This window comes from Hydrogenophaga sp. GW456-12-10-14-TSB4 (assembly GCF_059424305.1).
Window position 1 is genome coordinate 25,558 of sequence record NZ_JBWKZH010000028.1, and the last position, 23,751, is coordinate 49,308.

Annotated in this window: 27 protein-coding genes; 26 read left to right on the forward strand and 1 reads right to left on the reverse strand. The window is 66.3% G+C overall.

Features of this window, described 5'->3' with window-relative positions; all coding sequences use genetic code 11:
- Window positions 1-183 precede the first annotated feature (183 nt).
- From AC07ZS_RS15005 to hisF, 19 genes are all read left to right on the forward strand, one after another.
- On the forward strand, window positions 184-4,962 hold the full coding sequence (locus AC07ZS_RS15005; RefSeq protein ID WP_494799339.1) for a glutamate synthase-related protein: 4,779 nt from the start codon (window positions 184-186) through the stop codon (window positions 4,960-4,962).
- 35 nt (window positions 4,963-4,997) lie between these two features.
- Window positions 4,998-6,464, forward strand: a complete 1,467-nt coding sequence (locus AC07ZS_RS15010; RefSeq protein WP_494799340.1) for a glutamate synthase subunit beta — start codon at window positions 4,998-5,000, stop codon at window positions 6,462-6,464.
- A gap of 81 nt (window positions 6,465-6,545) precedes the next feature.
- Window positions 6,546-7,373, forward strand: coding sequence for an ABC transporter ATP-binding protein (locus AC07ZS_RS15015; RefSeq protein WP_494799341.1), 828 nt, complete (start codon window positions 6,546-6,548; stop codon window positions 7,371-7,373).
- Window positions 7,370-8,152, forward strand: a complete 783-nt coding sequence (mlaE, locus tag AC07ZS_RS15020; RefSeq protein WP_494799342.1) for a lipid asymmetry maintenance ABC transporter permease subunit MlaE — start codon at window positions 7,370-7,372, stop codon at window positions 8,150-8,152. The genes AC07ZS_RS15015 and mlaE overlap by 4 nt, the downstream gene beginning before the upstream one ends.
- 15 nt (window positions 8,153-8,167) lie before the next feature.
- Window positions 8,168-8,656, forward strand: coding sequence for an outer membrane lipid asymmetry maintenance protein MlaD (gene mlaD / locus AC07ZS_RS15025; protein WP_494799343.1), 489 nt, complete (start codon window positions 8,168-8,170; stop codon window positions 8,654-8,656).
- 113 nt (window positions 8,657-8,769) lie between these two features.
- The gene (locus tag AC07ZS_RS15030) at window positions 8,770-9,510 is read left to right on the forward strand and encodes an MlaA family lipoprotein (protein ID WP_494799344.1); all 741 of its coding nucleotides are present in this window, start codon (window positions 8,770-8,772) and stop codon (window positions 9,508-9,510) included.
- Window positions 9,511-9,632: 122 nt separating this feature from the next.
- Window positions 9,633-10,262, forward strand: a complete 630-nt coding sequence (locus tag AC07ZS_RS15035) for an MlaC/ttg2D family ABC transporter substrate-binding protein (RefSeq protein ID WP_494799345.1) — start codon at window positions 9,633-9,635, stop codon at window positions 10,260-10,262.
- Window positions 10,263-10,265: 3 nt separating this feature from the next.
- Entirely contained in the window at window positions 10,266-10,538 is a 273-nt protein-coding gene (locus tag AC07ZS_RS15040; protein ID WP_494799346.1) for an STAS domain-containing protein, read from the forward strand.
- Between the two features lie 118 nt (window positions 10,539-10,656).
- Window positions 10,657-11,595 (forward strand): ABC transporter ATP-binding protein, encoded by a 939-nt coding sequence (locus AC07ZS_RS15045; protein WP_494799347.1) that lies wholly within the window; start codon window positions 10,657-10,659, stop codon window positions 11,593-11,595.
- Entirely contained in the window at window positions 11,592-12,347 is a 756-nt protein-coding gene (locus AC07ZS_RS15050) for an ABC transporter permease (protein WP_494799348.1), read from the forward strand. The genes AC07ZS_RS15045 and AC07ZS_RS15050 overlap by 4 nt, the downstream gene beginning before the upstream one ends.
- A gap of 9 nt (window positions 12,348-12,356) precedes the next feature.
- Window positions 12,357-12,602: a BolA family protein gene (locus AC07ZS_RS15055; RefSeq protein ID WP_494799349.1), complete on the forward strand. Its 246-nt coding sequence runs from the start codon at window positions 12,357-12,359 to the stop codon at window positions 12,600-12,602.
- 8 nt (window positions 12,603-12,610) lie between these two features.
- Complete coding sequence (gene murA / locus AC07ZS_RS15060) at window positions 12,611-13,891, forward strand: UDP-N-acetylglucosamine 1-carboxyvinyltransferase (RefSeq protein WP_494799350.1); 1,281 nt, start codon at window positions 12,611-12,613, stop codon at window positions 13,889-13,891.
- Entirely contained in the window at window positions 13,888-14,541 is a 654-nt protein-coding gene (gene hisG, locus AC07ZS_RS15065) for an ATP phosphoribosyltransferase (protein ID WP_494799351.1), read from the forward strand. The genes murA and hisG overlap by 4 nt, the downstream gene beginning before the upstream one ends.
- Window positions 14,538-15,929 carry a histidinol dehydrogenase gene (gene hisD / locus AC07ZS_RS15070; RefSeq protein ID WP_494799352.1) on the forward strand — a complete coding sequence of 464 codons (1,392 nt, stop codon included), beginning with the start codon at window positions 14,538-14,540 and terminating at the stop codon, window positions 15,927-15,929. Before hisG ends, hisD begins: the two co-directional genes overlap by 4 nt.
- The gene (gene hisC, locus AC07ZS_RS15075) at window positions 15,926-17,014 is read left to right on the forward strand and encodes a histidinol-phosphate transaminase (RefSeq protein ID WP_494799353.1); all 1,089 of its coding nucleotides are present in this window, start codon (window positions 15,926-15,928) and stop codon (window positions 17,012-17,014) included. The genes hisD and hisC overlap by 4 nt, the downstream gene beginning before the upstream one ends.
- The gene (gene hisB / locus AC07ZS_RS15080; protein ID WP_494799354.1) at window positions 17,011-17,631 is read left to right on the forward strand and encodes an imidazoleglycerol-phosphate dehydratase HisB; all 621 of its coding nucleotides are present in this window, start codon (window positions 17,011-17,013) and stop codon (window positions 17,629-17,631) included. The genes hisC and hisB overlap by 4 nt, the downstream gene beginning before the upstream one ends.
- A gap of 13 nt (window positions 17,632-17,644) precedes the next feature.
- Window positions 17,645-18,307 (forward strand): imidazole glycerol phosphate synthase subunit HisH, encoded by a 663-nt coding sequence (gene hisH, locus AC07ZS_RS15085; RefSeq protein WP_494799355.1) that lies wholly within the window; start codon window positions 17,645-17,647, stop codon window positions 18,305-18,307.
- Window positions 18,308-18,334: 27 nt separating this feature from the next.
- Window positions 18,335-19,075, forward strand: a complete 741-nt coding sequence (gene hisA / locus AC07ZS_RS15090) for a 1-(5-phosphoribosyl)-5-[(5-phosphoribosylamino)methylideneamino]imidazole-4-carboxamide isomerase (RefSeq protein ID WP_494799356.1) — start codon at window positions 18,335-18,337, stop codon at window positions 19,073-19,075.
- Window positions 19,076-19,083: 8 nt separating this feature from the next.
- On the forward strand, window positions 19,084-19,863 hold the full coding sequence (gene hisF, locus AC07ZS_RS15095) for an imidazole glycerol phosphate synthase subunit HisF (protein ID WP_494799357.1): 780 nt from the start codon (window positions 19,084-19,086) through the stop codon (window positions 19,861-19,863).
- A 9-nt stretch (window positions 19,864-19,872) separates the two neighbouring features.
- Here the strand turns inward: hisF and AC07ZS_RS15100 are convergent, their stop codons facing one another.
- Complete coding sequence (locus tag AC07ZS_RS15100) at window positions 19,873-20,370, reverse strand: LapA family protein (RefSeq protein ID WP_494799358.1); 498 nt, start codon at window positions 20,368-20,370, stop codon at window positions 19,873-19,875.
- Window positions 20,371-20,452: 82 nt separating this feature from the next.
- Here AC07ZS_RS15100 and hisI point away from each other — a divergent pair, with 82 nt between their 5' ends.
- From hisI to tatC, 7 genes are all read left to right on the forward strand, one after another.
- The gene (gene hisI, locus AC07ZS_RS15105; protein WP_494799386.1) at window positions 20,453-20,851 is read left to right on the forward strand and encodes a phosphoribosyl-AMP cyclohydrolase; all 399 of its coding nucleotides are present in this window, start codon (window positions 20,453-20,455) and stop codon (window positions 20,849-20,851) included.
- Window positions 20,852-20,857: 6 nt separating this feature from the next.
- On the forward strand, window positions 20,858-21,235 hold the full coding sequence (locus AC07ZS_RS15110) for a phosphoribosyl-ATP diphosphatase (RefSeq protein WP_494799359.1): 378 nt from the start codon (window positions 20,858-20,860) through the stop codon (window positions 21,233-21,235).
- A 12-nt stretch (window positions 21,236-21,247) separates the two neighbouring features.
- Window positions 21,248-21,637 carry a DUF4870 family protein gene (locus AC07ZS_RS15115; protein WP_494799360.1) on the forward strand — a complete coding sequence of 130 codons (390 nt, stop codon included), beginning with the start codon at window positions 21,248-21,250 and terminating at the stop codon, window positions 21,635-21,637.
- 13 nt (window positions 21,638-21,650) lie between these two features.
- On the forward strand, window positions 21,651-22,013 hold the full coding sequence (locus AC07ZS_RS15120; protein ID WP_494799361.1) for a histidine triad nucleotide-binding protein: 363 nt from the start codon (window positions 21,651-21,653) through the stop codon (window positions 22,011-22,013).
- A 114-nt stretch (window positions 22,014-22,127) separates the two neighbouring features.
- Window positions 22,128-22,367: a Sec-independent protein translocase subunit TatA gene (gene tatA / locus AC07ZS_RS15125; protein WP_494799362.1), complete on the forward strand. Its 240-nt coding sequence runs from the start codon at window positions 22,128-22,130 to the stop codon at window positions 22,365-22,367.
- A gap of 90 nt (window positions 22,368-22,457) precedes the next feature.
- Entirely contained in the window at window positions 22,458-22,952 is a 495-nt protein-coding gene (gene tatB / locus AC07ZS_RS15130) for a Sec-independent protein translocase protein TatB (RefSeq protein WP_494799363.1), read from the forward strand.
- Window positions 22,952-23,746 carry a twin-arginine translocase subunit TatC gene (tatC, locus tag AC07ZS_RS15135; protein WP_494799364.1) on the forward strand — a complete coding sequence of 265 codons (795 nt, stop codon included), beginning with the start codon at window positions 22,952-22,954 and terminating at the stop codon, window positions 23,744-23,746. The genes tatB and tatC overlap by 1 nt, the downstream gene beginning before the upstream one ends.
- Window positions 23,747-23,751: the final 5 nt, after the last annotated feature.

The following is a 23,751-nucleotide window of genomic DNA, read 5'->3' on the forward strand; positions in this document are numbered from 1 at the left end:
CAACACCCTGTTCAAACGATTCGTCTCGCTACTTTTAATCTGTCCCCAATAAAACGCCGATCAAATTTGTCGGGATTTAATTGGAATCTGACCCCTATTAATCTGCTTGGCATTGTTGTTGCAATGCAATAAGCTCGCAATCCCGTTTTTGCTTTACGCCCCACGAACCGAGAAGGAAGCGCCATGACCACGGCAGCCGAACAGCAGCACCTCCAGCAACACGGTCTGTACGACCCTTCGCATGAGCACGACGCGTGCGGTGTGGGCTTCGTGGCCCACATCAAGGGCGAGAAGAGCCACGCCATCGTGAAGCAGGGCCTGAAGATCCTGGAGAACCTGGACCACCGGGGCGCGGTCGGTGCCGACAAGCTCATGGGCGACGGGGCAGGGCTGTTGATCCAGCTGCCCGATGCGCTGTACCGCGAGGAGATGGCGGCCCAGGGCGTGGCACTGCCGCCGGCGGGCGAGTACGGCGTGGGCATGATCTTCATGCCCAAGGAACACGCCAGCCGCCTGGCTTGTGAACAGGAGATGGAGCGCGCGATCGCCGCCGAAGGCCAGGTGCTGCTGGGCTGGCGCGATGTGCCGGTCAACCGCGACATGCCGATGTCGCCCACGGTGCGCGAAAAGGAACCGATCATCCGCCAGGTCTTCATCGGCCGCGGCAACGACGTGATCGTGCAGGACGCGCTGGAACGCAAGCTCTACGTGATCCGCAAGACGGCCAGCGCCAACATCCAGCGCCTCAAGCTGACCCACAGCAAAGAGTACTACGTGGTCAGCATGAGCAGCCGCACCGTGGTCTACAAGGGCCTGCTGCTGGCCGACCAGGTGGGCACCTATTTCCGCGACCTGGAAGACGAGCGCTGCGTCTCCGCCCTGGGCCTGGTGCACCAGCGCTTCTCGACCAACACCTTCCCCGAGTGGCCGCTGGCCCACCCGTACCGCTACGTCGCGCACAACGGCGAGATCAACACCGTCAAAGGCAACTACAACTGGATGAAGGCGCGCGAGGGCGTGATGTCCTCGCCGGTGCTGGGCGCCGATCTGCAGAAGCTGTACCCGATCAGCTTCGCCGGCCAGTCCGACACCGCCACCTTCGACAACTGCCTCGAGCTGCTCACCATGGCGGGCTATCCGCTGGCCCAGGCCGTGATGATGATGATTCCCGAGCCCTGGGAACAGCACACCACCATGGACGGCCGTCGCAAGGCCTTCTACGAATACCACGCCGCGATGATGGAGCCCTGGGACGGCCCTGCCTCCATCGTGTTCACCGACGGTCGCCAGATCGGCGCCACGCTGGACCGCAACGGCCTGCGCCCTTCGCGCTACTGCATCACCGACGACGATTTCGTGATCATGGGTTCCGAGTCGGGCGTGCTGCCCGTGCCGGAAAACAAGATCGTGCGCAAATGGCGCCTGCAGCCCGGCAAGATGTTCCTGATCGACCTGGAACAGGGCCGCATGATCGACGACGAGGAGCTCAAGGCCAACCTCGCCAACAGCAAGCCCTACAAGCAGTGGATCGACAACCTGCGCATCCGCCTCGATGACGTGGAAACGCCCGTGGCGGGCGAGGCCGCTCAGGAGCAGCGCATCACGGCCACCGAGCCGCAGTCGGCCGGCGTCGAGCGCGTGGCGCCCGAGCTGCTGGACCGCCAGCAGGCCTTCGGCTACACGCAGGAAGACATCAAGTTCCTGATGAGCCCCATGGCCGCCAACGGCGAAGAGGGCATCGGCTCCATGGGCAACGACAGCCCGCTGGCCGTGCTGTCCGACAAGAACAAGCCGTTGTACAACTACTTCAAGCAGCTGTTCGCGCAGGTGACCAACCCGCCGATCGACCCGATCCGCGAAGCGATTGTGATGTCGCTGGTGTCCTTCATCGGTCCCAAGCCCAACCTGCTCGACATCAACCAGGTCAACCCGCCGATGCGCCTGGAGGTGAGCCAGCCGGTGCTGGACTTCGCCGACATGGCCAAGCTGCGCGACATCGACGCCGTGACGCAGGGCAAGTTCCGCAGCCACACGCTGGACATCACCTACCCCGCTGCCTGGGGCCGCGAAGGCGTGGAAGCCCAGCTGGCTTCGCTGTGCGCGAGCGCGGTGGACGCCATCAAGGGCGGCAAGAACATCCTGATCATCAGCGACCGCGCCATCAGCGCCACGCAGATCGCCATTCCCGCCTTGCTGGCGCTGTCCGCGATCCACCAGCACCTGGTGCGCGAGGGCCTGCGCACCAGCGCCGGTCTGGTGGTGGAGACCGGCACGGCCCGCGAAGTGCATCACTTCGCCGTGCTCGCCGGCTATGGCGCCGAGGCCGTGCACCCCTACCTTGCGATGGAAACCCTGGCCGCCATCAGCCAGGGCCTGCCGGGCGACCTGAGCGCCGACAAGGCGATCTACAACTACGTCAAGGCCATCGGCAAGGGCCTGTCCAAGATCATGTCCAAGATGGGCGTGTCGACCTACATGTCCTACTGCGGCGCGCAACTGTTCGAGGCGATCGGCCTCAACAGCGGAACCGTGGACAAGTACTTCACCGGCACCGCCAGCCGCGTGGGCGGCATCGGTGTGTTCGAGATCGCCGAAGAAGGCATCCGCATGCACAAGGCGGCCTTCGGTGACGACCCGGTGCTGGCCACGATGCTGGAAACCGGCGGCGAATACGCCTGGCGCACCCGGGGCGAAGAGCACATGTGGACGCCCGACGCCATCGCCAAGCTGCAGCACAGCACGCGCGCGAACAACTGGAACACGTACAAGGAGTACGCGCAGATCATCAACGACCAGAGCCGTCGCCACATGACGCTGCGCGGCCTGTTCGAGTTCAAGATCAACCCCAGCACGGCGATTTCGATCGACGAGGTCGAGCCGGCGGCCGAGATCGTCAAGCGCTTCGCCACCGGCGCCATGTCGCTGGGCTCCATCTCGACCGAGGCGCACGCCACGTTGGCCGTCGCCATGAACCGCATCGGCGGCAAGAGCAACACCGGTGAAGGCGGCGAGGATGCGCTGCGCTACCGCAACGAGCTCAAGGGCATCCCGATCAAGCAGGGCCAGACCATGTCGGACCTGCTGGGCAAGGACACCTTTGAGGTGGACTACGAGTTGCAGGCGGGCGATTCGATGCGCTCCAAGATCAAGCAGGTCGCCTCGGGCCGCTTCGGTGTCACGGCCGAGTACCTCAACAGCGCTGACCAGATCCAGATCAAGATGGCGCAGGGCGCCAAGCCCGGCGAGGGCGGCCAGCTGCCCGGCGGCAAGGTCAGCGACTACATCGGCAAGCTGCGCCACAGCGTGCCGGGCGTGGGCCTGATCTCGCCGCCCCCGCACCACGACATCTACTCCATCGAGGACCTGGCGCAGCTGATCCACGACCTGAAGAACGTCGCGCCGCACTCCAGCATCAGCGTCAAGCTGGTGTCCGAGATCGGTGTGGGCACCATCGCCGCCGGCGTGGCCAAGTGCAAGGCCGACCACGTGGTGATCGCCGGCCATGACGGCGGCACGGGCGCCTCGCCCTGGTCGTCCATCAAGCACGCCGGCAGCCCCTGGGAAATCGGTCTGGCCGAAACGCAGCAGACGCTGGTGCTCAACCGCCTGCGCAGCCGCATCCGCGTGCAGGCCGACGGCCAGATGAAGACCGGTCGCGACGTCGTGATCGGCGCGCTGCTCGGTGCCGACGAGTTCGGCTTCGCCACCGCACCGCTGGTGGTCGAGGGCTGCATCATGATGCGCAAGTGCCACCTCAACACCTGTCCGGTGGGCGTGGCCACGCAGGACCCGGTGCTGCGCAAGAAGTTCAGCGGCAAGCCCGAGCACGTGGTGAACTACTTCTTCTTCATCGCCGAAGAAGCGCGCCAGATCATGGCGCAGCTGGGCATCCGCAAGTTCGACGACCTGATCGGTCGCGCCGACCTGCTGGACATGAAGCAGGGTATCGAGCACTGGAAAGCGCGCGGCCTGGACTTCGGCCGCCTGCTGGCACAGCCGATGGTGCCGGCCGACGTGCCGCGCCTGCACACCCAGAGCCAGGAACACGGGCTGGAGAAGTCGCTGGACAACATCCTGATCCAGAAGTCCCGCGCGGCGATCGACAAGGGCGAACGCGTGCAGTTCATCGAGGTGGCGCGCAACGTCAACCGCTCGGTGGGCGCGATGCTCTCGGGCGCCGTGACGAAGGTGCATCCCGAAGGCCTGCCGGACGACACGATCCGCATCCAGCTCGAGGGCACGGGCGGCCAGTCGTTCGGCGCCTTCCTCACGCGCGGCATCACGCTGTACCTGATCGGCGACGCCAACGACTACACCGGCAAGGGCCTTTCCGGCGGCCGTGTGGTGGTGCGACCCAGCATCGATTTCCGCGGCGAAGCCACGCGCAACATCATCGTCGGCAACACCGTGATGTACGGCGCCACCACCGGCGAAGCCTTCTTCAGCGGCGTGGCCGGTGAGCGCTTTGCGGTGCGCCTGTCGGGTGCCACCGCCGTGGTGGAAGGCACGGGCGACCACGGTTGTGAATACATGACCGGCGGCACCGTGGTCGTGCTCGGCAAGACCGGCCGCAACTTCGCCGCCGGCATGAGCGGCGGCATTGCGTATGTGTACGACGAGGACGGCGACTTCGCCAAGCGCTGCAACTCGGCCATGGTCAGCCTGGAAAAGGTGCTGCCCGCCGCCGAACAGGAGGCGACGCTGGACCGGGCCATCTGGCACCGCGACCAGAGCGACGAGGCGCAGCTGAAAAAGCTGTTGGAAGACCACAACCGCTGGACCGGCAGCAAGCGTGCGCGCGAACTGCTCGACACCTGGGCGCAGTCGCGCGGCAAGTTCGTGAAGGTGTTCCCGAACGAATACAAGCGCGCCCTGGGTGAGATCAACGCCCGCAAGGCCGCGGCTGACGTCACCACCAAGGCCCAGGCCACGGCGAAGAAAGCCACGGCGCCCGCCAAGTAAGCCCGCCGCACGCACGAACACGAAGGAATCGCATCATGGGAAAAGTCACCGGCTTCATGGAATACGAGCGTCTGGAAGAGGGCTACAAGCCCGTGCCCGAGCGCCTGAAGCATTACAAGGAATTCGTCGTCGGCCTCAATGAGCCGCAATCCAAGGTCCAGGCCGCGCGCTGCATGGACTGCGGCACGCCGTTCTGCAACAGCGGCTGCCCGGTCAACAACGTCATTCCGGACTTCAACGACCTCGTGTACCAGGGCGACTGGCAGAACGCCATCACCGTGCTGCACAGCACCAACAACTTCCCCGAGTTCACCGGCCGCATCTGCCCCGCCCCGTGCGAGGCCGCCTGCACGCTCAACGTGAACGACGACGCCGTGGGCATCAAGTCGATCGAGCACGCCATCATCGACCGCGCCTGGGCCGAAGGCTGGGTGCAGCCACAGCCGCCGCGCCACAAGACCGGCAAGAAGGTCGCCGTCGTGGGCTCTGGCCCGGCCGGCATGGCGGCGGCGCAGCAGCTGGCGCGCGCCGGCCACGACGTGACCCTGTTCGAGAAGAACGACCGGGTTGGCGGCCTGCTGCGCTACGGCATTCCCGACTTCAAGATGGAGAAGAGCCACATCGACCTGCGCGTGAAGCAGATGGAGGCCGAAGGCGTGGTGTTCCGCACCGGCGTCATGGTCGGCGCCCTGCCCAAGGGCAGCAAAGTCACGAACTGGGCCAAGGAAACCATCTCGCCCGAGCAGCTGCAGAAGGACTTCGACGCCGTGCTGCTGACTGGCGGTTCCGAGCAGAGCCGGGATCTGCCTGTGCCCGGCCGCGATCTGGACGGCATCCATTTCGCCATGGAATTCCTGCCGCAGCAGAACAAGGTCAACGCCGGCGACAAGCTCAAGGGCCAGCTTCGCGCCGACGGCAAGCACGTCATCGTCATCGGCGGCGGCGACACCGGCAGCGACTGCGTGGGCACCAGCAACCGCCATGGTGCGGTCAGCGTCACGCAGTTCGAGGTGATGCCGCAGCCGCCGGAAGAGGAAAACAAGCCCCTGGTGTGGCCGTACTGGCCGCTCAAGCTGCGCACCAGCTCCAGCCACGAGGAAGGCTGTGTGCGCGAGTTCGCCATCTCCACCAAGGAATTCATCGGCGAAAAGGGCAAGGTCACCGGTCTCACCACCGTTCATGTGGAGATGAAGGACGGCAAGCTGGTCGAAATTCCCGGCACGGAAAAGACCTACAAGGCCGACATGGTGCTGCTCGCCATGGGCTTCGTGAACCCGGTCGCCACCATCCTGGACGGCTTCGGGGTCGAGAAGGACGCGCGCGGCAATGCCAAGGCCAGCACGGACTTCACCGGCGGCTACGTCACCAACGTGCCCAAGGTCTTCGCCGCTGGCGACATGCGCCGCGGCCAGAGCCTGGTGGTGTGGGCGATCCGCGAAGGCCGCCAGGCCGCCCGCTCGGTCGACGAGTTCCTGATGGGTTTCTCCGACCTGCCGCGCTGATACCGCTGGTAACGGATCAGGGTCAACCCTGAATCCCGTATCATCCAAAAACCGGGCGCTGAACTGCCCGGTTTTTGTTTGATGCCCACCGATTCCACATCCCCTCTTGTCGAGCTGCGCAACCTGACCTTCGGGTACGGCGAGCGCGCCATCCTCGACAACATCTCGCTGACCGTGCCGCGTGGCAAGGTCACGGCGCTCATGGGCGCGTCCGGCGGTGGCAAGACCACGGTGCTGCGCCTGATCGGCGGGCAGATCCGCGGCCAGTCCGGCCAGACGCTGTTCGACGGGCAGGACGTGACCATCATGGGCGAGAAGGCGCTGTACGCGGCGCGCCGCCGCATGGGCATGCTGTTCCAGTTCGGTGCGCTGTTCACCGACATGAGCGTGTTCGACAACGTGGCCTTTCCGCTGCGCGAGCACACGCAACTGCCCGAAGCCATGGTGCGCGACATCGTGCTGATGAAGCTCAACGCCGTGGGGCTGCGCGGCGCGCGCGACCTCATGCCCAGCGAGCTCTCCGGCGGCATGGCCCGGCGCGTCGCGCTGGCCCGTGCCATCGCGCTGGACCCCGAACTCGTGATGTACGACGAGCCCTTCGCGGGCCTGGACCCGATCTCGCTCGGCACCGCCGCGCGCCTGATCCGCCAGCTCAACGACGCCATGGGCCTGACCAGCATCGTGGTTTCGCACGACCTGGACGAAACCTTCCACATTGCCGACCAGGTGATCGTGCTGGCCAATGGCAAGATCGCCGCCCAGGGCACGCCCGAGGAAGTGCGGCACAGCCAGGACCCGCTGGTGCACCAGTTCGTCAACGCGCTGCCCGACGGGCCGGTGCGTTTCCACCACCCGGGCCCGGACCTCCTGGAGGATTTCGGCCCGACCCGTCGGGGAGCTCGCCCATGAACGCCCTGCATCCCGCCCGCGTGGGCCGTGCGGTGCGCCTGCAGCTCGCCGCCATCGGCCGGGGCACCCGCCTGTTCGGCCGCCTGGTGTGGCTGATGGGGGCCGCGCTGCGCCGCCCCGCGCTGGTGCGCGACCAGATCCATTTCCTGGGCAACCACTCGCTGGCCATCATCGGCGTTTCCGGCCTGTTCGTCGGTTTCGTGCTCAGCCTGCAGGGCTACTACACGCTGCAACGCTACGGCGCCACCGAGGCGCTCGGTCTGCTGGTGGCGCTCTCGCTCATGCGCGAGCTGGGCCCGGTGGTCACGGCCCTGCTGTTCGCGGGGCGCGCCGGCACCTCGCTCACCGCCGAGATCGGCCTCATGAAGGCCGGCGAACAGCTCAGTGCCATGGAAATGATGGCGGTGGACCCGGTGCGCCGCGTGCTGGCCCCGCGCTTCGTGGCCGGCGCCATCGTCATGCCCTTGCTCGCGGCGGTCTTCAGTGCCATCGGCATCGTGGGCGGCTGGGTGGTGGGCGTGCTGCTCATCGGCCTGGACAGCGGGGCCTTCTGGAGCCAGATGCAGGGCGGGGTGGACGTCTGGGCCGACGTCGGCAACGGCATCATCAAAAGCGTGGTGTTCGGCTTTGCCGTCACCTTCGTGGCCCTGTTACAGGGCTTCCAGGCGCACCCGACGCCTGAAGGGGTTTCTCGTGCCACCACCCGCACCGTGGTGGTGGCTTCGCTGAGCGTGCTGGCGCTGGACTTCGTCCTCACCGCCATGATGTTCAGCATCTGATTGGAGTGGATGGACATGCAAACTTCCAAAAATGACGTCTGGGTGGGCTTGTTCGTGCTGATCGGCGCGGTGGCCATCCTGTTTCTTGCGCTGCAGTCGGCCAATCTGCTCAGCCTGAACTTCGAGAAGACCTACCACGTGGTCGGGCGCTTCGACAACATCGGCGGCCTCAAACCCAAGGCGGCTGTGCGCAGCGCCGGCGTGCTGGTTGGGCGCGTCGAGTCCATCACCTTCGACGACAAGACGTTTCAGGCCAACATCCGCCTGGAGCTGCAGTCTCGCTATGCCTTCCCCAAGGACAGCTCGCTCAAGATCCTCACCAGCGGCCTGCTCGGCGAGCAATACATCGGCATCGAGCCGGGCGGGGACGAGCGCAACTTCGCGGACGGTGACGTGGTGACCCAGACGCAGTCGGCCATCGTTCTCGAGAACCTGATCAGCCAGTTCCTCTTCAGTCGGGCCGCCGATGGAAGCGGCAGCAAGGAAGCCGAAACGGCGAAATAAGCCTGTGGGGGCTTTGCAACGCCCCCTCGCGAGGGTATTCCCTGGGCACCGAGAATGTAGGCTGTTCGCATAACAACACGACAGCCGGGTGCACAACTCAGGGAAATCACACCATGAAAAATCTCCACCACAGCCCCGCCGGGGCCGTCTTCAAAGGCGCCGCGCTGGCGCTGACCGTCTCGCTGATGGCCGGTTGCGCCACCGGGCCCGACGCCAACCCGCGCGACCCGCTCGAACCGTTCAACCGCGGGGTCTACCAGTTCAACGACGCCGTGGACACGGCCGTGCTCAAACCCGTGGCGACCGCCTACCAGAAGGTCACGCCCAGCCCGGTGCGCACCGGCGTGAGCAACTTCTTCAGCAACCTCGGCGACCTCTGGTCCTCGGTGAATGCCGGCCTCCAGCTGCGCCCGCGCGAGGCAACCGAAAATCTCATGCGTTTCAGTGTGAACACGGTGTTCGGCATCGCCGGCGTGCTCGACATCGCCAGCGAGATGGGCATCCCCCGCACGCGCCTGGACTTTGGGCAGACGATGGGGCGCTGGGGCGCGCCGTCGGGTCCTTACCTGGTGCTGCCGCTGCTGGGCCCGTCGTCCGTGCGCGACGGCACCGGCCTGGTGGTGGACTTCGTCGGGGACCCGGTGTCGAGCGTGAACCACGTGCCGTCGCGCAATTCCCTCATGGCGCTGCGCGTGGTCGACACCCGTGCCGGGCTGCTGCGCGCCGGCACCTTGCTGGATGACGCCGCACTGGATAAATACAGCTTCATGCGCGATTTCTACCTGAACCGCCGGCAAAACCAGATCGACGACCTGATCGACAAGGGCATCGGTCTGGGCGACGGTGAGCGGTGAAGCCCGTCACACGGATACGAATCGCAACGATTGAAAGGGGCGCGCTTCACAATCCGGGCGCTCCGATGAACTACGCTGCGGTGTCTGCAGCAAGGCCGTCTGGCCTCGAAAGGAACCACATGATGAAACGCCGCTCCTGGCTTGCCGCCTTTTTGATGACCGCCGCGGCGGGCGCTTTCTCTCTCCCGGCCTTCGCCCAGGATGAGGCGCCGGATGCCATGGTCAAGCGCCTGTCTTCCGAGGTGCTGGCCACCATCAAGGCCGATCCGGCGATCCAGGCGGGCGACGTGAACCGCATCGTGGCGCTGGTGGACAGCAAGATCATGCCCAACGTGAATTTCTCGCGCATGACCGCCTCGGTGGTGGGCCGCTACTGGCGCCAGGCCACGCCCGAGCAGCAGAAGCAACTGCAGGACGAGTTCAAGACCCTGCTGGTGCGCACCTATTCCGGTGCGCTCGGCGAGGTCCGGGACCAGACCCTGAGCTTCCGCCCGATGCGCTCCAAGCCCGAAGACACCGAGGTGGTGGTGCGTTCCGAGGTGCGCGGCAAGGGCGATCCGATCCAGCTCGACTACCGCATGGAGAAGACGCCCACCGGCTGGAAGATCTATGACCTGAACGTGCTGGGCGTCTGGCTGGTCGAAACCTACCGCACCCAGTTTGCCCAGGAAATCGGCAGCAAGGGCATCGACGGCCTGATCGCGTCGCTGGCGCAGCGCAACAAGAGCGGTGCGGCCCCCAAGGCCAGCTGAACCATGGCCAGCCTTGAATTGCCCGAGCGGCTGACCCTGGCCGAGGCGGACCAGACCCTGGCCCGTCTCGGCGGCGAACTGGCGGGTCAGTCGGAGGCCACCGTGGTGGTCAACGCCGGCGCGCTCCAGGTGTTCGACTCCTCGGCGCTGTCGGTGCTGCTCGAGCTGCGCCGGCGTGTGCTGGCCCAGGGCAAGGCCCTGCAGGTCAGCGGCTGGCCCCGGCGGCTGGAAGACCTCGCCTCGCTCTACGGCGTGCACGAACTGCTCGCGGCCTGAGGGCGGCCAAGCGACCCCGCGCCAGCGCGGCGGGAGGGGGGCGCATAAAATACCCGGTTCACCGGCGGCCGCCAGATGTCCTGCCCCGTGGCCGGTGACCCATGGGTTCCGCCCGCGCATGCCAGCCGTCTCCTTCCAGCAAGTTTCCAAAACCTACTCGACCCCGCGCGGCGACCTGCACGCGCTGCAATCGGTGTCCTTCGACATCGAGCCCGGCGAGTTTTTCGGCCTGCTCGGCCCCAACGGCGCGGGCAAGACCACGCTCATCAGCGTGCTCGCGGGCCTGGCGCGCGCCACCTCGGGCCGCGTGCTGGTGCACGGCGCCGACGTCCAGGCCGACTACGCCACTGCGCGCCGGCAACTCGGCGTGGTGCCGCAGGAACTGGTGTTCGACCCCTTCTTCAACGTGCGCGAGGCCTTGCGCATCCAGTCCGGCTACTTCGGCATTCAGCGCAACGACGCCTGGATCGACGAACTGCTCGAAGGCCTCGGCCTGGCCGACAAGGCCACGGCCAACATGCGCCAGCTCTCGGGTGGCATGAAGCGCCGGGTGCTGATCGCGCAGGCGCTGGTGCACAAGCCGCCGGTGATCGTGCTCGACGAGCCCACCGCCGGCGTGGATGTGGAGCTGCGCCAGACCCTGTGGCAGTTCGTGTCCGATCTCAACAAGCGCATGGGCAGCACCGTGCTGTTGACCACGCACTACCTGGAAGAGGCCGAAGCCCTGTGCGGCCGCATCGCCATGCTCAAGCAGGGCCGGGTGGTGGCGCTCGAAACCACCTCGGCGCTGCTGGCGCGCGCGGCGTCCAACGTGCTGCGCTTCAAGACCGACGCGGCCTTGCCGATTGACCTGGCCGTGCAGGCCCGCATCACCGGTCGGGTGGTGCAGTTGCCGGCCAACGACGCGCTGGCGGTCGAGCGCATTCTGGCGCGCCTGCGCGAGGTGGGCGTCTCGCCCGAGGACATCGAGATCCGCAAGGCGGACCTGGAAGACGTCTTCCTGGACCTCACCGGTGCGCAACCGCGCACCGCCGCGCCCGCGGAGGTGACGGCATGACCGGCTGGCAGACGCTGTTCTACAAAGAGGTGCTGCGCTTCTGGAAAGTCGGCTTCCAGACCGTGGCGGCACCCGTGATCACGGCCATCCTGTACCTCATGATCTTCGGCCACGTGCTCGAAGACCGGGTGCAGGTCTACGAGTCGGTGAGCTACACCGCCTTCCTGCTGCCCGGCCTGGTGATGATGAGCGTGCTGCAGAACGCCTTTGCCAACAGCTCGTCCTCGCTGATCCAGAGCAAGATCATGGGCAACCTGGTGTTCCTGCTGCTCACGCCGCTGTCGCACCGCGCCTGGTTCGTGGCCTACGTGGGTTCGTCCATCGTGCGCGGCCTGGCCGTGGGCCTGGGCGTGATGCTGGTCACCTGGTGGTTCGCGCAGCCCTCGCTGGTGGCGCCGCTGTGGATCCTGGCTTTCGGCTTCATGGGCGCGGCGCTGCTGGGCACCCTGGGCCTGATCGCCGGGCTCTGGGCCGAGAAGTTCGACCAGATGGCCGCGTTCCAGAACTTCATCATCATGCCCATGACCTTCCTGTCGGGCGTGTTCTACTCCATCCATTCCCTGCCCGATTTCTGGCAGCGCGTGAGCCACCTCAACCCGTTCTTCTACATGATCGACGGCTTCCGCTATGGCTTCTTCGGGGTGAGCGACGTCTCCCCCTGGATCAGCCTGGCCCTGGTGGGTGGCGCGCTGGCCGTGGTGAGCGCGATCGCGCTGCACCTGCTCAAGACCGGCTACAAGATCCGGCACTGACGAAACCCCATGACCGCCGAAGAACTGCAATCCCTCATCGCCGCCGGCCTGCCCTGCGAGCACCTCGAAGTCACCGGTGACGGCCGCCACTGGGCGGCGGTCATCGTCTCGCCCGCGTTCGAGGGGCTGCGGCTGATTAAGCGCCACCAGGCGGTCTACGGCACGCTGGGCACGCGCATCCAGACCGACGAAGTGCATGCCTTGTCGATGAAGACCTACACGCCCGACGAATGGGCCACCCAACCCCGTAACTGACGCGCCCCATGGACAAACTGCGAATCAACGGCGGCCGCACCCTGCAGGGTGAGGTGACCATCTCCGGCGCCAAGAACGCCGCGCTGCCCGAACTGTGCGCCGCACTGCTCACGTCCGAGCCGGTGACGCTGAACAACCTGCCGCGTCTGCAGGACGTGGTCACCATGCGCAAGCTGCTCGACAACATGGGTGTGCAGACGCAGACCCGGGCCGACCGCAGCGGCATCACGCTGCAGGCGGCCGACCCGATCCAGGCCGAGGCACCGTACGAGCTGGTCAAGACCATGCGCGCGTCGGTGCTGGTGCTCGGGCCGCTGCTGGCGCGCTTCGGCCATGCGCGCGTGTCGCTGCCGGGCGGCTGCGCCATCGGCTCGCGGCCGGTGGACCAGCACATCAAGGGCATGCAGGCCATGGGCGCGGAGATCGTGGTCGAGCACGGCTACATGGTCGCCAGGCTGCCTGCGGGCAAGACGCGCCTGCACGGTGCGCGCATCGCCACCGACATGGTGACTGTCACCGGCACCGAGAACTTCCTCATGGCGGCGGCGCTGGCCGAGGGCGAGACGGTGCTGGAGAACGCCGCGCAGGAGCCGGAGATCGGCGACCTGGCCGAGATGCTGATCGCCATGGGTGCGAAGATCGAAGGCCACGGCACCAGCCGCATTCATGTGCAGGGCGTGGACCGCCTGCACGGCTGCACGCACCAGGTGGTGGCCGACCGCATCGAGACCGGCACCTTCCTGTGCGCCGTGGCCGCGGCGGGCGGCGACGTGGTGCTGCGCCATGGCCGCGCCGACCACCTCGACGCCGTGATCGACAAATTGCATGAGGCGGGTGCCCAGATCGATGCCGGCAAGGACGCGGGTGGTGATTTCATCCGCGTGCGCGCCTCGGGCCGCCTGAAGGCGCAGAGCTTCCGCACCACCGAGTACCCGGGCTTCCCGACTGACATGCAGGCCCAGTTCATGGCGCTCAACTGCATCGCCGAGGGCGCGAGCAAGGTGACCGAGACCATCTTCGAGAACCGCTTCATGCACGTCAACGAGCTGGTGCGGCTGGGCGCGCACATCCAGACCGACGGCAAAGTGGCGGTCATCGAGGGCATTCCGCGCCTGTCGGGTGCCACCGTGATGGCCACCGACCTGCGCGCCTCGGCCAGCCTGGTGATCGCCGGCCTGGTGGCCGACGGCGAAACCATCGTCGACCGCATCTACCACCTGGACCGGGGCTACGACCAGATGGAAGCCAAACTGCGCGGCATCGGCGCGGACATCGAACGCATCAAATGATCACTCTCGCCCTCTCCAAAGGCCGCATCTTCGACGAGACCCTGCCGCTGCTCAAGGCCGCTGGCATCGAGGTGCTGGAAGACCCCGAGAAGTCGCGCAAGCTCATCCTGCCGACCAGCAACCCCGAGGTGCGCGTGGTGCTGGTGCGCGCCACCGATGTGCCGACTTACGTAGAGTACGGCGGCGCCGACATCGGCGTGACCGGCAAGGACACCTTGATCGAGCACGGCGGCCAGGGCCTGTACCAGCCGCTGGATCTGCGCATCTCGCGCTGCCGGGTGAGCGTGGCGGTGCGCGCCGATTTCGACTATGCCTCGGCCGTGCGCCAGGGGTCGCGCCTGAAGGTCGCGACCAAGTACACCGCCATCGCGCGCGACTTCTTCGCCGGCAAGGGCGTGCATGTGGACCTGATCAAGCTCTACGGCAGCATGGAGCTGGCGCCGCTGACCGGCCTGGCCGACGCCATCGTCGATCTGGTGTCCACCGGCAACACGCTCAAGGCCAACCACCTGGTCGAGGTTGAACGCATCATGGACATCAGCGCGCGCCTGGTGGTGAACCAGGCCTCGCTCAAACTCAAGCAGGCGGCCATCCGCCCCATCATCGACGCCTTCGCGCAAGCCATCGAAAAGGATTCCGTCTCCTCATGAGCCTCTCTGCCCGCCCCGCCCGACTGTCCACCACCGCCGCAGATTTCGAGGCGCAGTTCGCGGCCCGCCTGCATTGGTCGGCCGAGACCGACGGGGCGATCGAGCAGCGCGTGGCCGACATCCTGGCCGACGTGCGCGAGCGCGGTGATGCCGCCGTCCTGGCGTACACCGCGCGTTTCGACGGCCTGACGGCGAACGGCATGGCCGACCTGGAGCTGACACAAGCCGACTTCAAGGCCGCGTTCGATGGCCTGCCCGCCGCCCAGCGGCAGGCCCTGGAAGCCGCGACGCGCCGCGTGCGCAGCTACCACGAGGCGCAGAAGAAGGCCGGCGGCGAGAGCTGGAGCTACCGCGACGAGGACGGCACGCTGCTCGGCCAGAAGGTCACGCCGCTGGACCGCGTGGGCATCTACGTGCCTGGTGGCAAGGCGGCCTATCCGTCCAGCCTGATCATGAACGCCGTGCCCGCGCACGTGGCCGGCGTGCAGGAAATCATCATGGTGGTGCCCACGCCCGTGCGCGGCAGCGTGGCCACCGGTGGCAGCGGCGCCGGCACCTCGGCGCGCGGCGAGCGCAACGACCTGGTGCTCGCGGCGGCCTACGTGGCCGGCGTCACCCGGGCCTTCACCATCGGTGGCGCGCAGGCCGTGGCCGCGCTGGCCTATGGCACGGCGACCGTGCCCAAGGTCGACAAGATCACCGGGCCGGGCAATGCCTACGTGGCCAGCGCCAAAAAGCGCGTGTTCGGCACCGTTGGCATCGACATGATCGCCGGCCCGAGCGAAATCCTGGTGCTGGCCGACGGCAGCACGCCGGCCGAGTGGGTCGCGATGGACCTGTTCAGCCAGGCCGAGCACGACGAGCTGGCCCAGAGCATCCTGCTGTGCCCGGACGCCGCCTACATCGACGCGGTGCAGCGCGAGATCGACCGCCTGCTGCCGACCATGCCGCGCGCGGCCATCATCGCCAAAAGCCTGAATGACCGGGGCGCCTTGATCCACACCCGCAGCATGGAAGAGGCCTGCGCCATCAGCAACCGCATCGCGCCGGAGCACCTGGAGGTGTCCAGCAGCGAGCCGCACCGCTGGGAGCCGCTGCTCCGGCACGCCGGCGCCATCTTCCTCGGCGCGTACACCAGCGAAAGCCTGGGCGACTACTGCGCCGGCCCCAACCACGTGCTGCCCACCAGCGGCACCGCGCGGTTTTCCTCGCCGCTGGGGGTGTACGACTTCCAGAAACGCAGCAGCCTGATCGAGGTGAGCCAGGCCGGCGCGCAAAGCCTGGGTGCCATTGCGGCCGAGATGGCCTACGGCGAGGGCCTGCAGGCGCATGCCCGGGCGGCCGAGATGCGGCTCAAGGACGTGCCGCCGATGCGGGGTGCCGCATGAGCGCGAACCCCTTGAAGGCGATCCGCCAGGACGTGCAGTCCATGCACGCCTACGCCATCCAGGACTCGACCGGCATGGTCAAGCTCGATGCGATGGAAAACCCGTTCTCGCTGCCGCCCGCGTTGCAGGCCGAACTGGGCGCTCGCCTGGGCGCCGTGGCCATCCACCGCTATCCCGGTGCCCGCATCGACGACCTCAAGCAGGCACTGGCCCGCTACGTGGACCTGCCCGCGGGTTGCAGCCTGATGCTGGGCAACGGCTCGGACGAGCTCATTTCGTTGCTGGCCATGGGCTGCGACCTGCCGGGCGCGACCATCCTGGCGCCGTTGCCGGGCTTCGTCATGTACGCCATGAGCGCCCAGCTCCAGGGGTTGAAGTTCGTCGGTGTGCCGCTCACGGCCGATTTCGAGCTCGACGAGCCGGCCATGCTGGCCGCGATGCGCGAACACAAGCCGGCCATCACCTACATCGCCTACCCCAACAACCCCACCGCCAACCTCTGGAGCGCGGACACCATCCGCCGCCTGATCGCCGAGGCGGCCGGTTTCGGCGGCCTGGTGGTGATGGACGAGGCCTACCAGCCCTTTTCCAGCCGCAGCTGGCTGGACGAGATCCGCGCCCAGCCGGCGGCCCATGCGCACGTGCTGCTCATGCGCACCCTGTCCAAGTTCGGCCTGGCCGGGGTGCGCATCGGCTACATGGTGGGTGCGCAGGCGCTGGTGCACGAAATCGACAAGCTGCGCCCGCCCTACAACGTGAGCGTGCTCAATGCCGAGTGCGCCCTGTTCGCGCTGGAGCATGCCGAGGTGTTCGCTGGCCAGGCCGCCGAGATCCGGGAGCAGCGTGCGCTGCTCATCGACGCGCTGGCCCGCCTGCCGGGTGTCACGCCCTTCCCGAGCGAGGGCAACATGGTGCTGGTGCGTGTGCCCGATGCGCAACGCTGCTTCGATGGGCTCAAGGCCCAGGGCATTCTGGTGAAGAATGTTTCTAGAATGCATCCTTTGCTGACCCATTGTCTGCGCCTGACGGTGGGTACACCGTCGGAAAACGCCCAACTGATCCGAGCTTTCCAGACCGCCCTATGACCCAGACGCCTCTCGCCCCTTCCGTCTCCGACCGCGTGGCCCATGTGCAACGCAACACCTCGGAGACGCAGATCGGCGTGCGCATCAACCTCGACGGCACCGGGCAGGCCAACCTGTCCACCGGCATCGGTTTCTTCGACCACATGCTGGACCAGATCGCCCGCCACGGGCTGATCGACCTCGACGTCCAGGCCAAGGGCGACCTGCACATCGACGGGCACCACACGGTGGAAGACGTGGGCATCACGCTGGGCCAGGCTTTTGCACAGGCTGTGGGCGACAAGCGGGGGCTGCGCCGCTACGGCCATGCCTACGTGCCGCTGGACGAAGCGCTCTCGCGCGTCGTCATCGACTTCTCGGGTCGCCCGGGCCTTCACATGCGCGTGCCGTTCAAGAGCGGCATGGTCGGCGCCTTCGATACGCAGCTCGCCTTCGAGTTCTTCCAGGGCTTCGTCAACCACGCCGGCGTGACCCTGCACATCGACAACCTGCACGGTGAAAACGCGCACCACCAGGCCGAGACGGTGTTCAAGGCCTTTGCCCGTGCCCTGCGCATGGCCCTGGAGCGCGACCCGCGCATGGGCGATGTGATTCCCTCGACCAAAGGCTCGCTCTGAGTTCCTCACCCCGATGAAACGCAAGACGGTCGCCGTGGTGGACTACGGCAGCGGGAACCTGCGCTCGGTATCGCAGGCGGTGCAACACGTGGCGCGCGCGCAGGACGTGGACGTGCTCGTCACGGCCCGGGCCCAGGATGTGCTGGACGCCGATCGCGTGGTGCTGCCCGGCCAGGGCCACATGGGCGATTGCATGCGCGAACTGGCCGCCTCCGGCCTGCTGGACGCTGTGCTGCATGCGGCCGCCAACAAGCCCCTTTTCGGGGTCTGCGTGGGCATGCAGATGCTGCTGGACCGCAGTGAGGAGGGGCCGACCGACGGACTGGGCCTGATTCCCGGCGAAGTCGTGCGTTTTCAGCTCGAAGGGCGACTGCAGGCCGACGGCAGCCGCTTCAAGGTGCCCCAGATGGGCTGGAACCCGGTGTTCCACGAGCTGGGCCGGGGTCCGGCCCACGCCCTGTGGTCGGGCATTGCGGATGGCGCCTACTTCTATTTCGTCCACAGCTTCTTTGCCCGGCCCGCCCAGGCGGTCCACAGCGTGGGTGAAGCCGACTACGGCGGGCGCTTTGCGGCCGCCATTGCCCGCGATAATATTTTTGCCACCCAGTTTCACCCGGAAAAAAGCGCCGACCAGGGGTTGGCGCTCTACCGCAACTTCCTGTCCTGGAACCCTTGAGTCCCTCTGCCTTCCATTCAAACCATCATGCTGCTGATTCCTGCCATTGATCTGAAAGACGGCCAGTGCGTTCGCCTCAAACAGGGCGACATGGACCAATCCACGGTGTTCGGCGACGACCCGGCGGCCATTGCCCGCGGCTGGGTCAACAAGGGCGCGCGCCGCGTGCACCTGGTGGACCTCAATGGCGCGTTCGCCGGCAAGCCCAAGAACGAGCAGGCGATCCGGGCCATCCTGAAAGAGGTCGGGGCCGAGGTGGATGTGCAGCTGGGAGGCGGCATCCGCGATCTCGACACCATCGAGCGCTACCTGGACGCCGGCCTGCGCTACGTGATCATCGGCACCGCCGCCGTGAAGAACCCCGGTTTCCTGCAGGACGCCTGCACCGCGTTCGGCGGCCACATCATCGTGGGCCTGGACGCCAAGGACGGCAAGGTCGCCACCGACGGCTGGAGCAAGCTCACCGGCCACGAGGTGGTGGACCTGGGCAAGAAGTTCGAGGACTACGGCGTCGAAGGCATCATCTACACCGACATCGGCCGCGACGGCATGCTCTCGGGCATCAACATCGACGCCACCGTCAAGCTGGCGCAGGCGCTGTCGATCCCCGTGATCGCCTCGGGTGGCCTGTCCAACCTGGAAGACATCCGCGCGCTGTGCGCGGTGGAAGACGAGGGCGTCGAAGGCGTGATCTGCGGCCGCTCGATCTACAGCGGTGACCTCGATTTCGAGGCCGCGCAGCAGCTGGCCGACGACCTGAACGGATAACGCCGCCCATGCTCGCCAAGCGCATCATTCCCTGCCTGGACGTCACCGGGGGCCGCGTCGTCAAGGGCGTCAACTTCGTGGAGTTGCGCGATGCGGGCGACCCGGTGGAGATCGCCGCCCGCTACAACGAGCAGGGTGCCGACGAACTCACCTTCCTGGACATCACCGCCACTTCCGACGGCCGGGACCTGATCCTGCACATCATCGAGGCCGTCGCCTCCGAGGTTTTCATTCCCCTGACCGTGGGTGGCGGCGTGCGCACCGTGGAAGACGTCCGCCGCCTGCTCAATGCCGGCGCCGACAAGACCAGCTTCAACTCCGCCGCGATCGCCAACCCGCAGGTGATCCGCGACGCGTCCGACAAGTACGGGGCGCAATGCATCGTGGTGGCGATCGACGCCAAACGCCGGCTGGGCGACGACCTCGCCCAGCGCGGTGAAGGCTGGGACGTCTACAGCCACGGCGGGCGCAAGAACACCGGCCTGGACGTCGTGGCCTGGGCCTCGCAGATGGCCGATTTCGGCGCCGGCGAGATCCTGCTCACCAGCATGGACCGCGACGGCACCAAGTCCGGCTTCGACCTGGCCCTGACCCGCGCCGTGGCCGACGCGGTGAGCGTGCCGGTGATCGCCTCGGGCGGCGTCGGCAACCTCGACCACCTGGCCGATGGGGTGCAGCAGGGCGGGGCCGACGCGGTGCTGGCCGCCAGCATCTTCCACTACGGCGAGTTCACCGTGGCGCAGGCCAAGGCGCGTATGGCCGAACGCGGCATCCCGGTTCGGCGCTGAGCCTCCTTTTCAGAGGTGGTCGCCGCCTCGCGGGGGGAATTGCCGCTCCAGCCGGTCTTCCAGTTCGCCGACGCTCGCGCTCAGGCCGTTGCCCGTCTGCTCGATCACCTGGGTCAAGGCGGCCTGAACCTGGTCCAGTTTCGCCTGCACCTGGTCCGACAGCGCCTGCTCGCGCGACACGCTGGCCTGCGACTCGGTCTGCAGGTACTGCCGCAGTTCGGTGAAGCGCGAGGCTTCGGCCTTGTCGGCCAGCAGGCGCTGGTCGGCCGCTTCGCGCGTGATGCGGCGCACCTCCATCAGGTGCAGGGTCTGGTAGTACACCAGCGCCGCGAGAAACACCACCAGCACCAGGGCCAGCATGCCCAGCAACACCAGGCCCATGGGGGCTTGCACCTCGGTGAAGCCGAAATTGAGTGCGGTGGGTTGCAGGATCTGTTCGAAGTTCAGGGCCACGAAGCCCGCGATGAACAGGATGAAGAGGACCAGGAGCAGGGTGCGGATTTTCATGGTGTTCCTTGTCGTGGTGGTGGCAGGACCATCCTAACGGCATTCCGGTTGCCGGGGGCATCAAGGCCTGGGCCCATGGTAGATTCCTGCCATGAACTGGCTCGATGAAGTGAAGTGGGACGCGCAAGGCCTGGTGCCGGTGATCGCGCAGGAGGCCGCCTCGGGCGACGTGTTGATGTTCGCCTGGATGAACCGTGAGGCGTTGCAGAAGACGGCCGAACTGGGTCGTGCGGTCTACTACAGCCGTTCGCGCGAACGGCTGTGGTTTAAGGGTGAGGAATCGGGCCACGTGCAGACCGTGCACGACATCCGCCTGGACTGCGACAACGACGTGGTGCTGCTCAAGGTCACGCAGTTGGGTCACGAACCTGGCATCGCTTGCCACACCGGTCGCCACAGCTGCTTCTTCCAGCGCTTCGAGGGTGGCCAATGGCATGCCGTCGAACCCGTGCTCAAAGACCCTGAATCGATCTACAAATAAACCGACATGTCCACCACCGATGACCTGGCGCGCCTGAGTGCCGTGATCGAAAGCCGCAAACCGGCGAACGGGGGCGATCCCGAGAAAAGCTACGTGGCCCGCCTGTTGCACAAGGGCCCCGACACCTTCCTGAAAAAGATCGGCGAGGAAGCCACCGAAGCCGTGATGGCGGCCAAGGACGCCGACCATGGCGGCGACCGCCAGAAGCTGGTCAACGAAACCGCCGACCTCTGGTTCCACTGCATGATCGCGCTGGCGCACTACAACCTGAGCGCCGCCGACGTGGTGGCCGAGCTGGTGCGGCGCGAAGGCCTCAGCGGCCTGGAGGAAAAGGCGATGCGCAAGGTGCTGCAGCGGGAAGCCACCGGACCGGATGCCGGTTGAAAGGAGCTTGTGATGAGCGACATCATTGACGTCAAGGCGATCGACAGCGAGAAGGCCCAATCCCTCAAGACCGTGGGCTGGGTCAGCTACGCCCTGCACCTGATCGTGGCCGTGGCGGCGGTGCTGCCGGGCGCGCAGGCCAGCCCGGCCCTGCTCATCATCGCCTTGATCATCGATCTCGTGAAAAAGGGCGATGCCGAAGGCACCTGGCAGGCGAGCCATTTTTCCTGGCGCATCCGCACCGTCATCTGGGCGGCTGTGCTGTACCTGGTGACCCTGCCGCTGTGGCTGCTGTTCCTGGCGCCCGGCTGGATCGCCTGGTGCCTGATTTCCATCTGGTTCCTCTACCGCATCGTCAAGGGCATGGTGCGCATGAACGCCAGCCAGGCCATGCCCGACTAAGACCAACGATCCCATGAGCGCTCACGACCCGAACTGCATCTTCTGCAAGATCATCGCCGGCCAGATTCCATCCAAAAAAGTCTATGAAGACGAGGACATCTACGTCTTTCACGACATCCATCCCTGGGCGCCGGTGCATTTCCTGATGGTGCCGAAGGCGCACATTCCGTCGATGGCCCAGCTGGGTCCCGAACACGAGCGGCTGATGGGCCGCATCATGACCCTCGCCCCGCGCCTGGCGCTGGAACAGGGTTGCAATCCATACCCCGAAGGCGGATTTCGCATCGTGTGCAACAACGGTGCAGAGGGCGGGCAGGAAGTCCATCACCTCCACGTGCACGTCATGGGCGGCCCGCGACCCTGGTTGCGTGGATAAGTGCCGTCCGGCGGGCTCTGGTATTGCGCCGCGAGAGCGGCTGAACTCCCACCGGGGCTTAGAATCCCACGCACAGCGGCTCTCGCTTCCCTATTTCCCAATCTGGAGTAACTCATGGGTTCGTTTTCCATCTGGCACTGGTTGATCGTGCTGTTGATCGTGGTGATGGTGTTCGGCACCAAGAAGCTCAAGAACATCGGCTCTGATCTGGGCGGTGCGGTCAAGGGCTTCAAGGACGGCATGAAGGAAGGCGGGCAGAACGCCGCCGACAACGCCGCCGCCCCGGGTCAGGTCACCCAGGACACCCGCACCGACAAGAACGCCATCGACGTCGAGGCCAAGCAGAAAAGCTGATGTCCTGGCTGCCGCCGGCACCATTTTTGTCCGACGGCATACTCCCCGGGGTGAACCCGCACCCATTCCTGCCCGCAGAACGGCCGATACATGATTGATCTGGGCATTTCCAAGCTCGCGCTCATCGGGGCGGTGGCGTTGATCGTCATCGGTCCCGAGAAGCTGCCTCGCGTGGCCCGCACGGTGGGTGCCTTGCTTGGCAAGGCCCAACGCTACGTGTCGGACGTCAAGGCCGAGGTGAGCCGCTCCATGGAGCTCGAAGAGCTCAAGAAGATGAAGGAATCGATGACCGAGGCCGCGCGGGACGTGGAGAACTCGGTCCAGAACACCGCCAACGACTTCGAGAAATCCTGGTCGGAAGCCACAGCCGGGCTGGATGGCACGTCCAACGCCTACGACTCGGGCAGCTCCATGGGTTCGCTCGAAACACCTCCGGTCTACAAGCACCCCAAGAAGAACTGGCGCCTGAAGCAGAAGGCCATGCCCCAGTGGTTCAAGGCCCGCACCGGTGTGCGCACCCGCACCCAATCCGGTGCGGCCCGCGTGGCCCGCTTCCGGCCCCGCTCCCCTTCCGCCCCCCGTTGATGTCCGACCCCAAAGACTCCACCGACGAACTCGCCGGTTCCGAACAGCCGTTCGTCCAGCACCTGATGGAGCTGCGCGACCGGCTCCTGCGCGGTGTCATCGGCCTCGCCATCTGCATGGCACTGCTGGCGGTCTGGCCCGGCCCCAGCGGCTTGATCGACCTGATCGCGGTGCCCATCCGGGCCCACATGCCGCCCGACGCCAAACTGATCGCCGTGGGCGTTTTTTCGCCGTTCTTCGTGCCCATCAAGGTGCTGGCCATGGCGGCCTTGCTCCTGTCCCTGCCCTGGTGGATGTACCAGGTGTGGGCTTTCGTGGCGCCCGGCCTGTACAGCCACGAAAAGCGCTTCGCCGTGCCGCTGATCGTGCTGGGCAGCTTCCTGGCCTACATTGGTATCGCCTTCGTGCAGTTCTTCGTGCTGGACAAGATGTTCGGCTTCATCCAGAAGTTCACGCCCGCGAGCGTGGCGGCCACGCCCGACATTGCCTCTTACGTGGAGGCCATCCTGTCGCTGTACCTCGCCTTCGGCCTGGCGTTCCAGGTGCCCATCGTGGTGGTGCTGCTGGTCAAGATGAACATGGTGACGGTGCAGAAGCTCAAGGAGTTCCGGGGCTACTTCATCGTGGTGGCCTTTGTCATCGCCGCCGTCGTGACGCCGCCAGACGTGATCTCCCAGCTGGCGCTGGCCGTGCCCATGTGCCTGCTCTACGAGCTCGGTATCTGGGGTGCGCAGTGGTTCATCAAGGTCTCTGCCAAGCCCGACGAAGAAGCCAAGGAAGAAACGGCTTCCTGATCCAG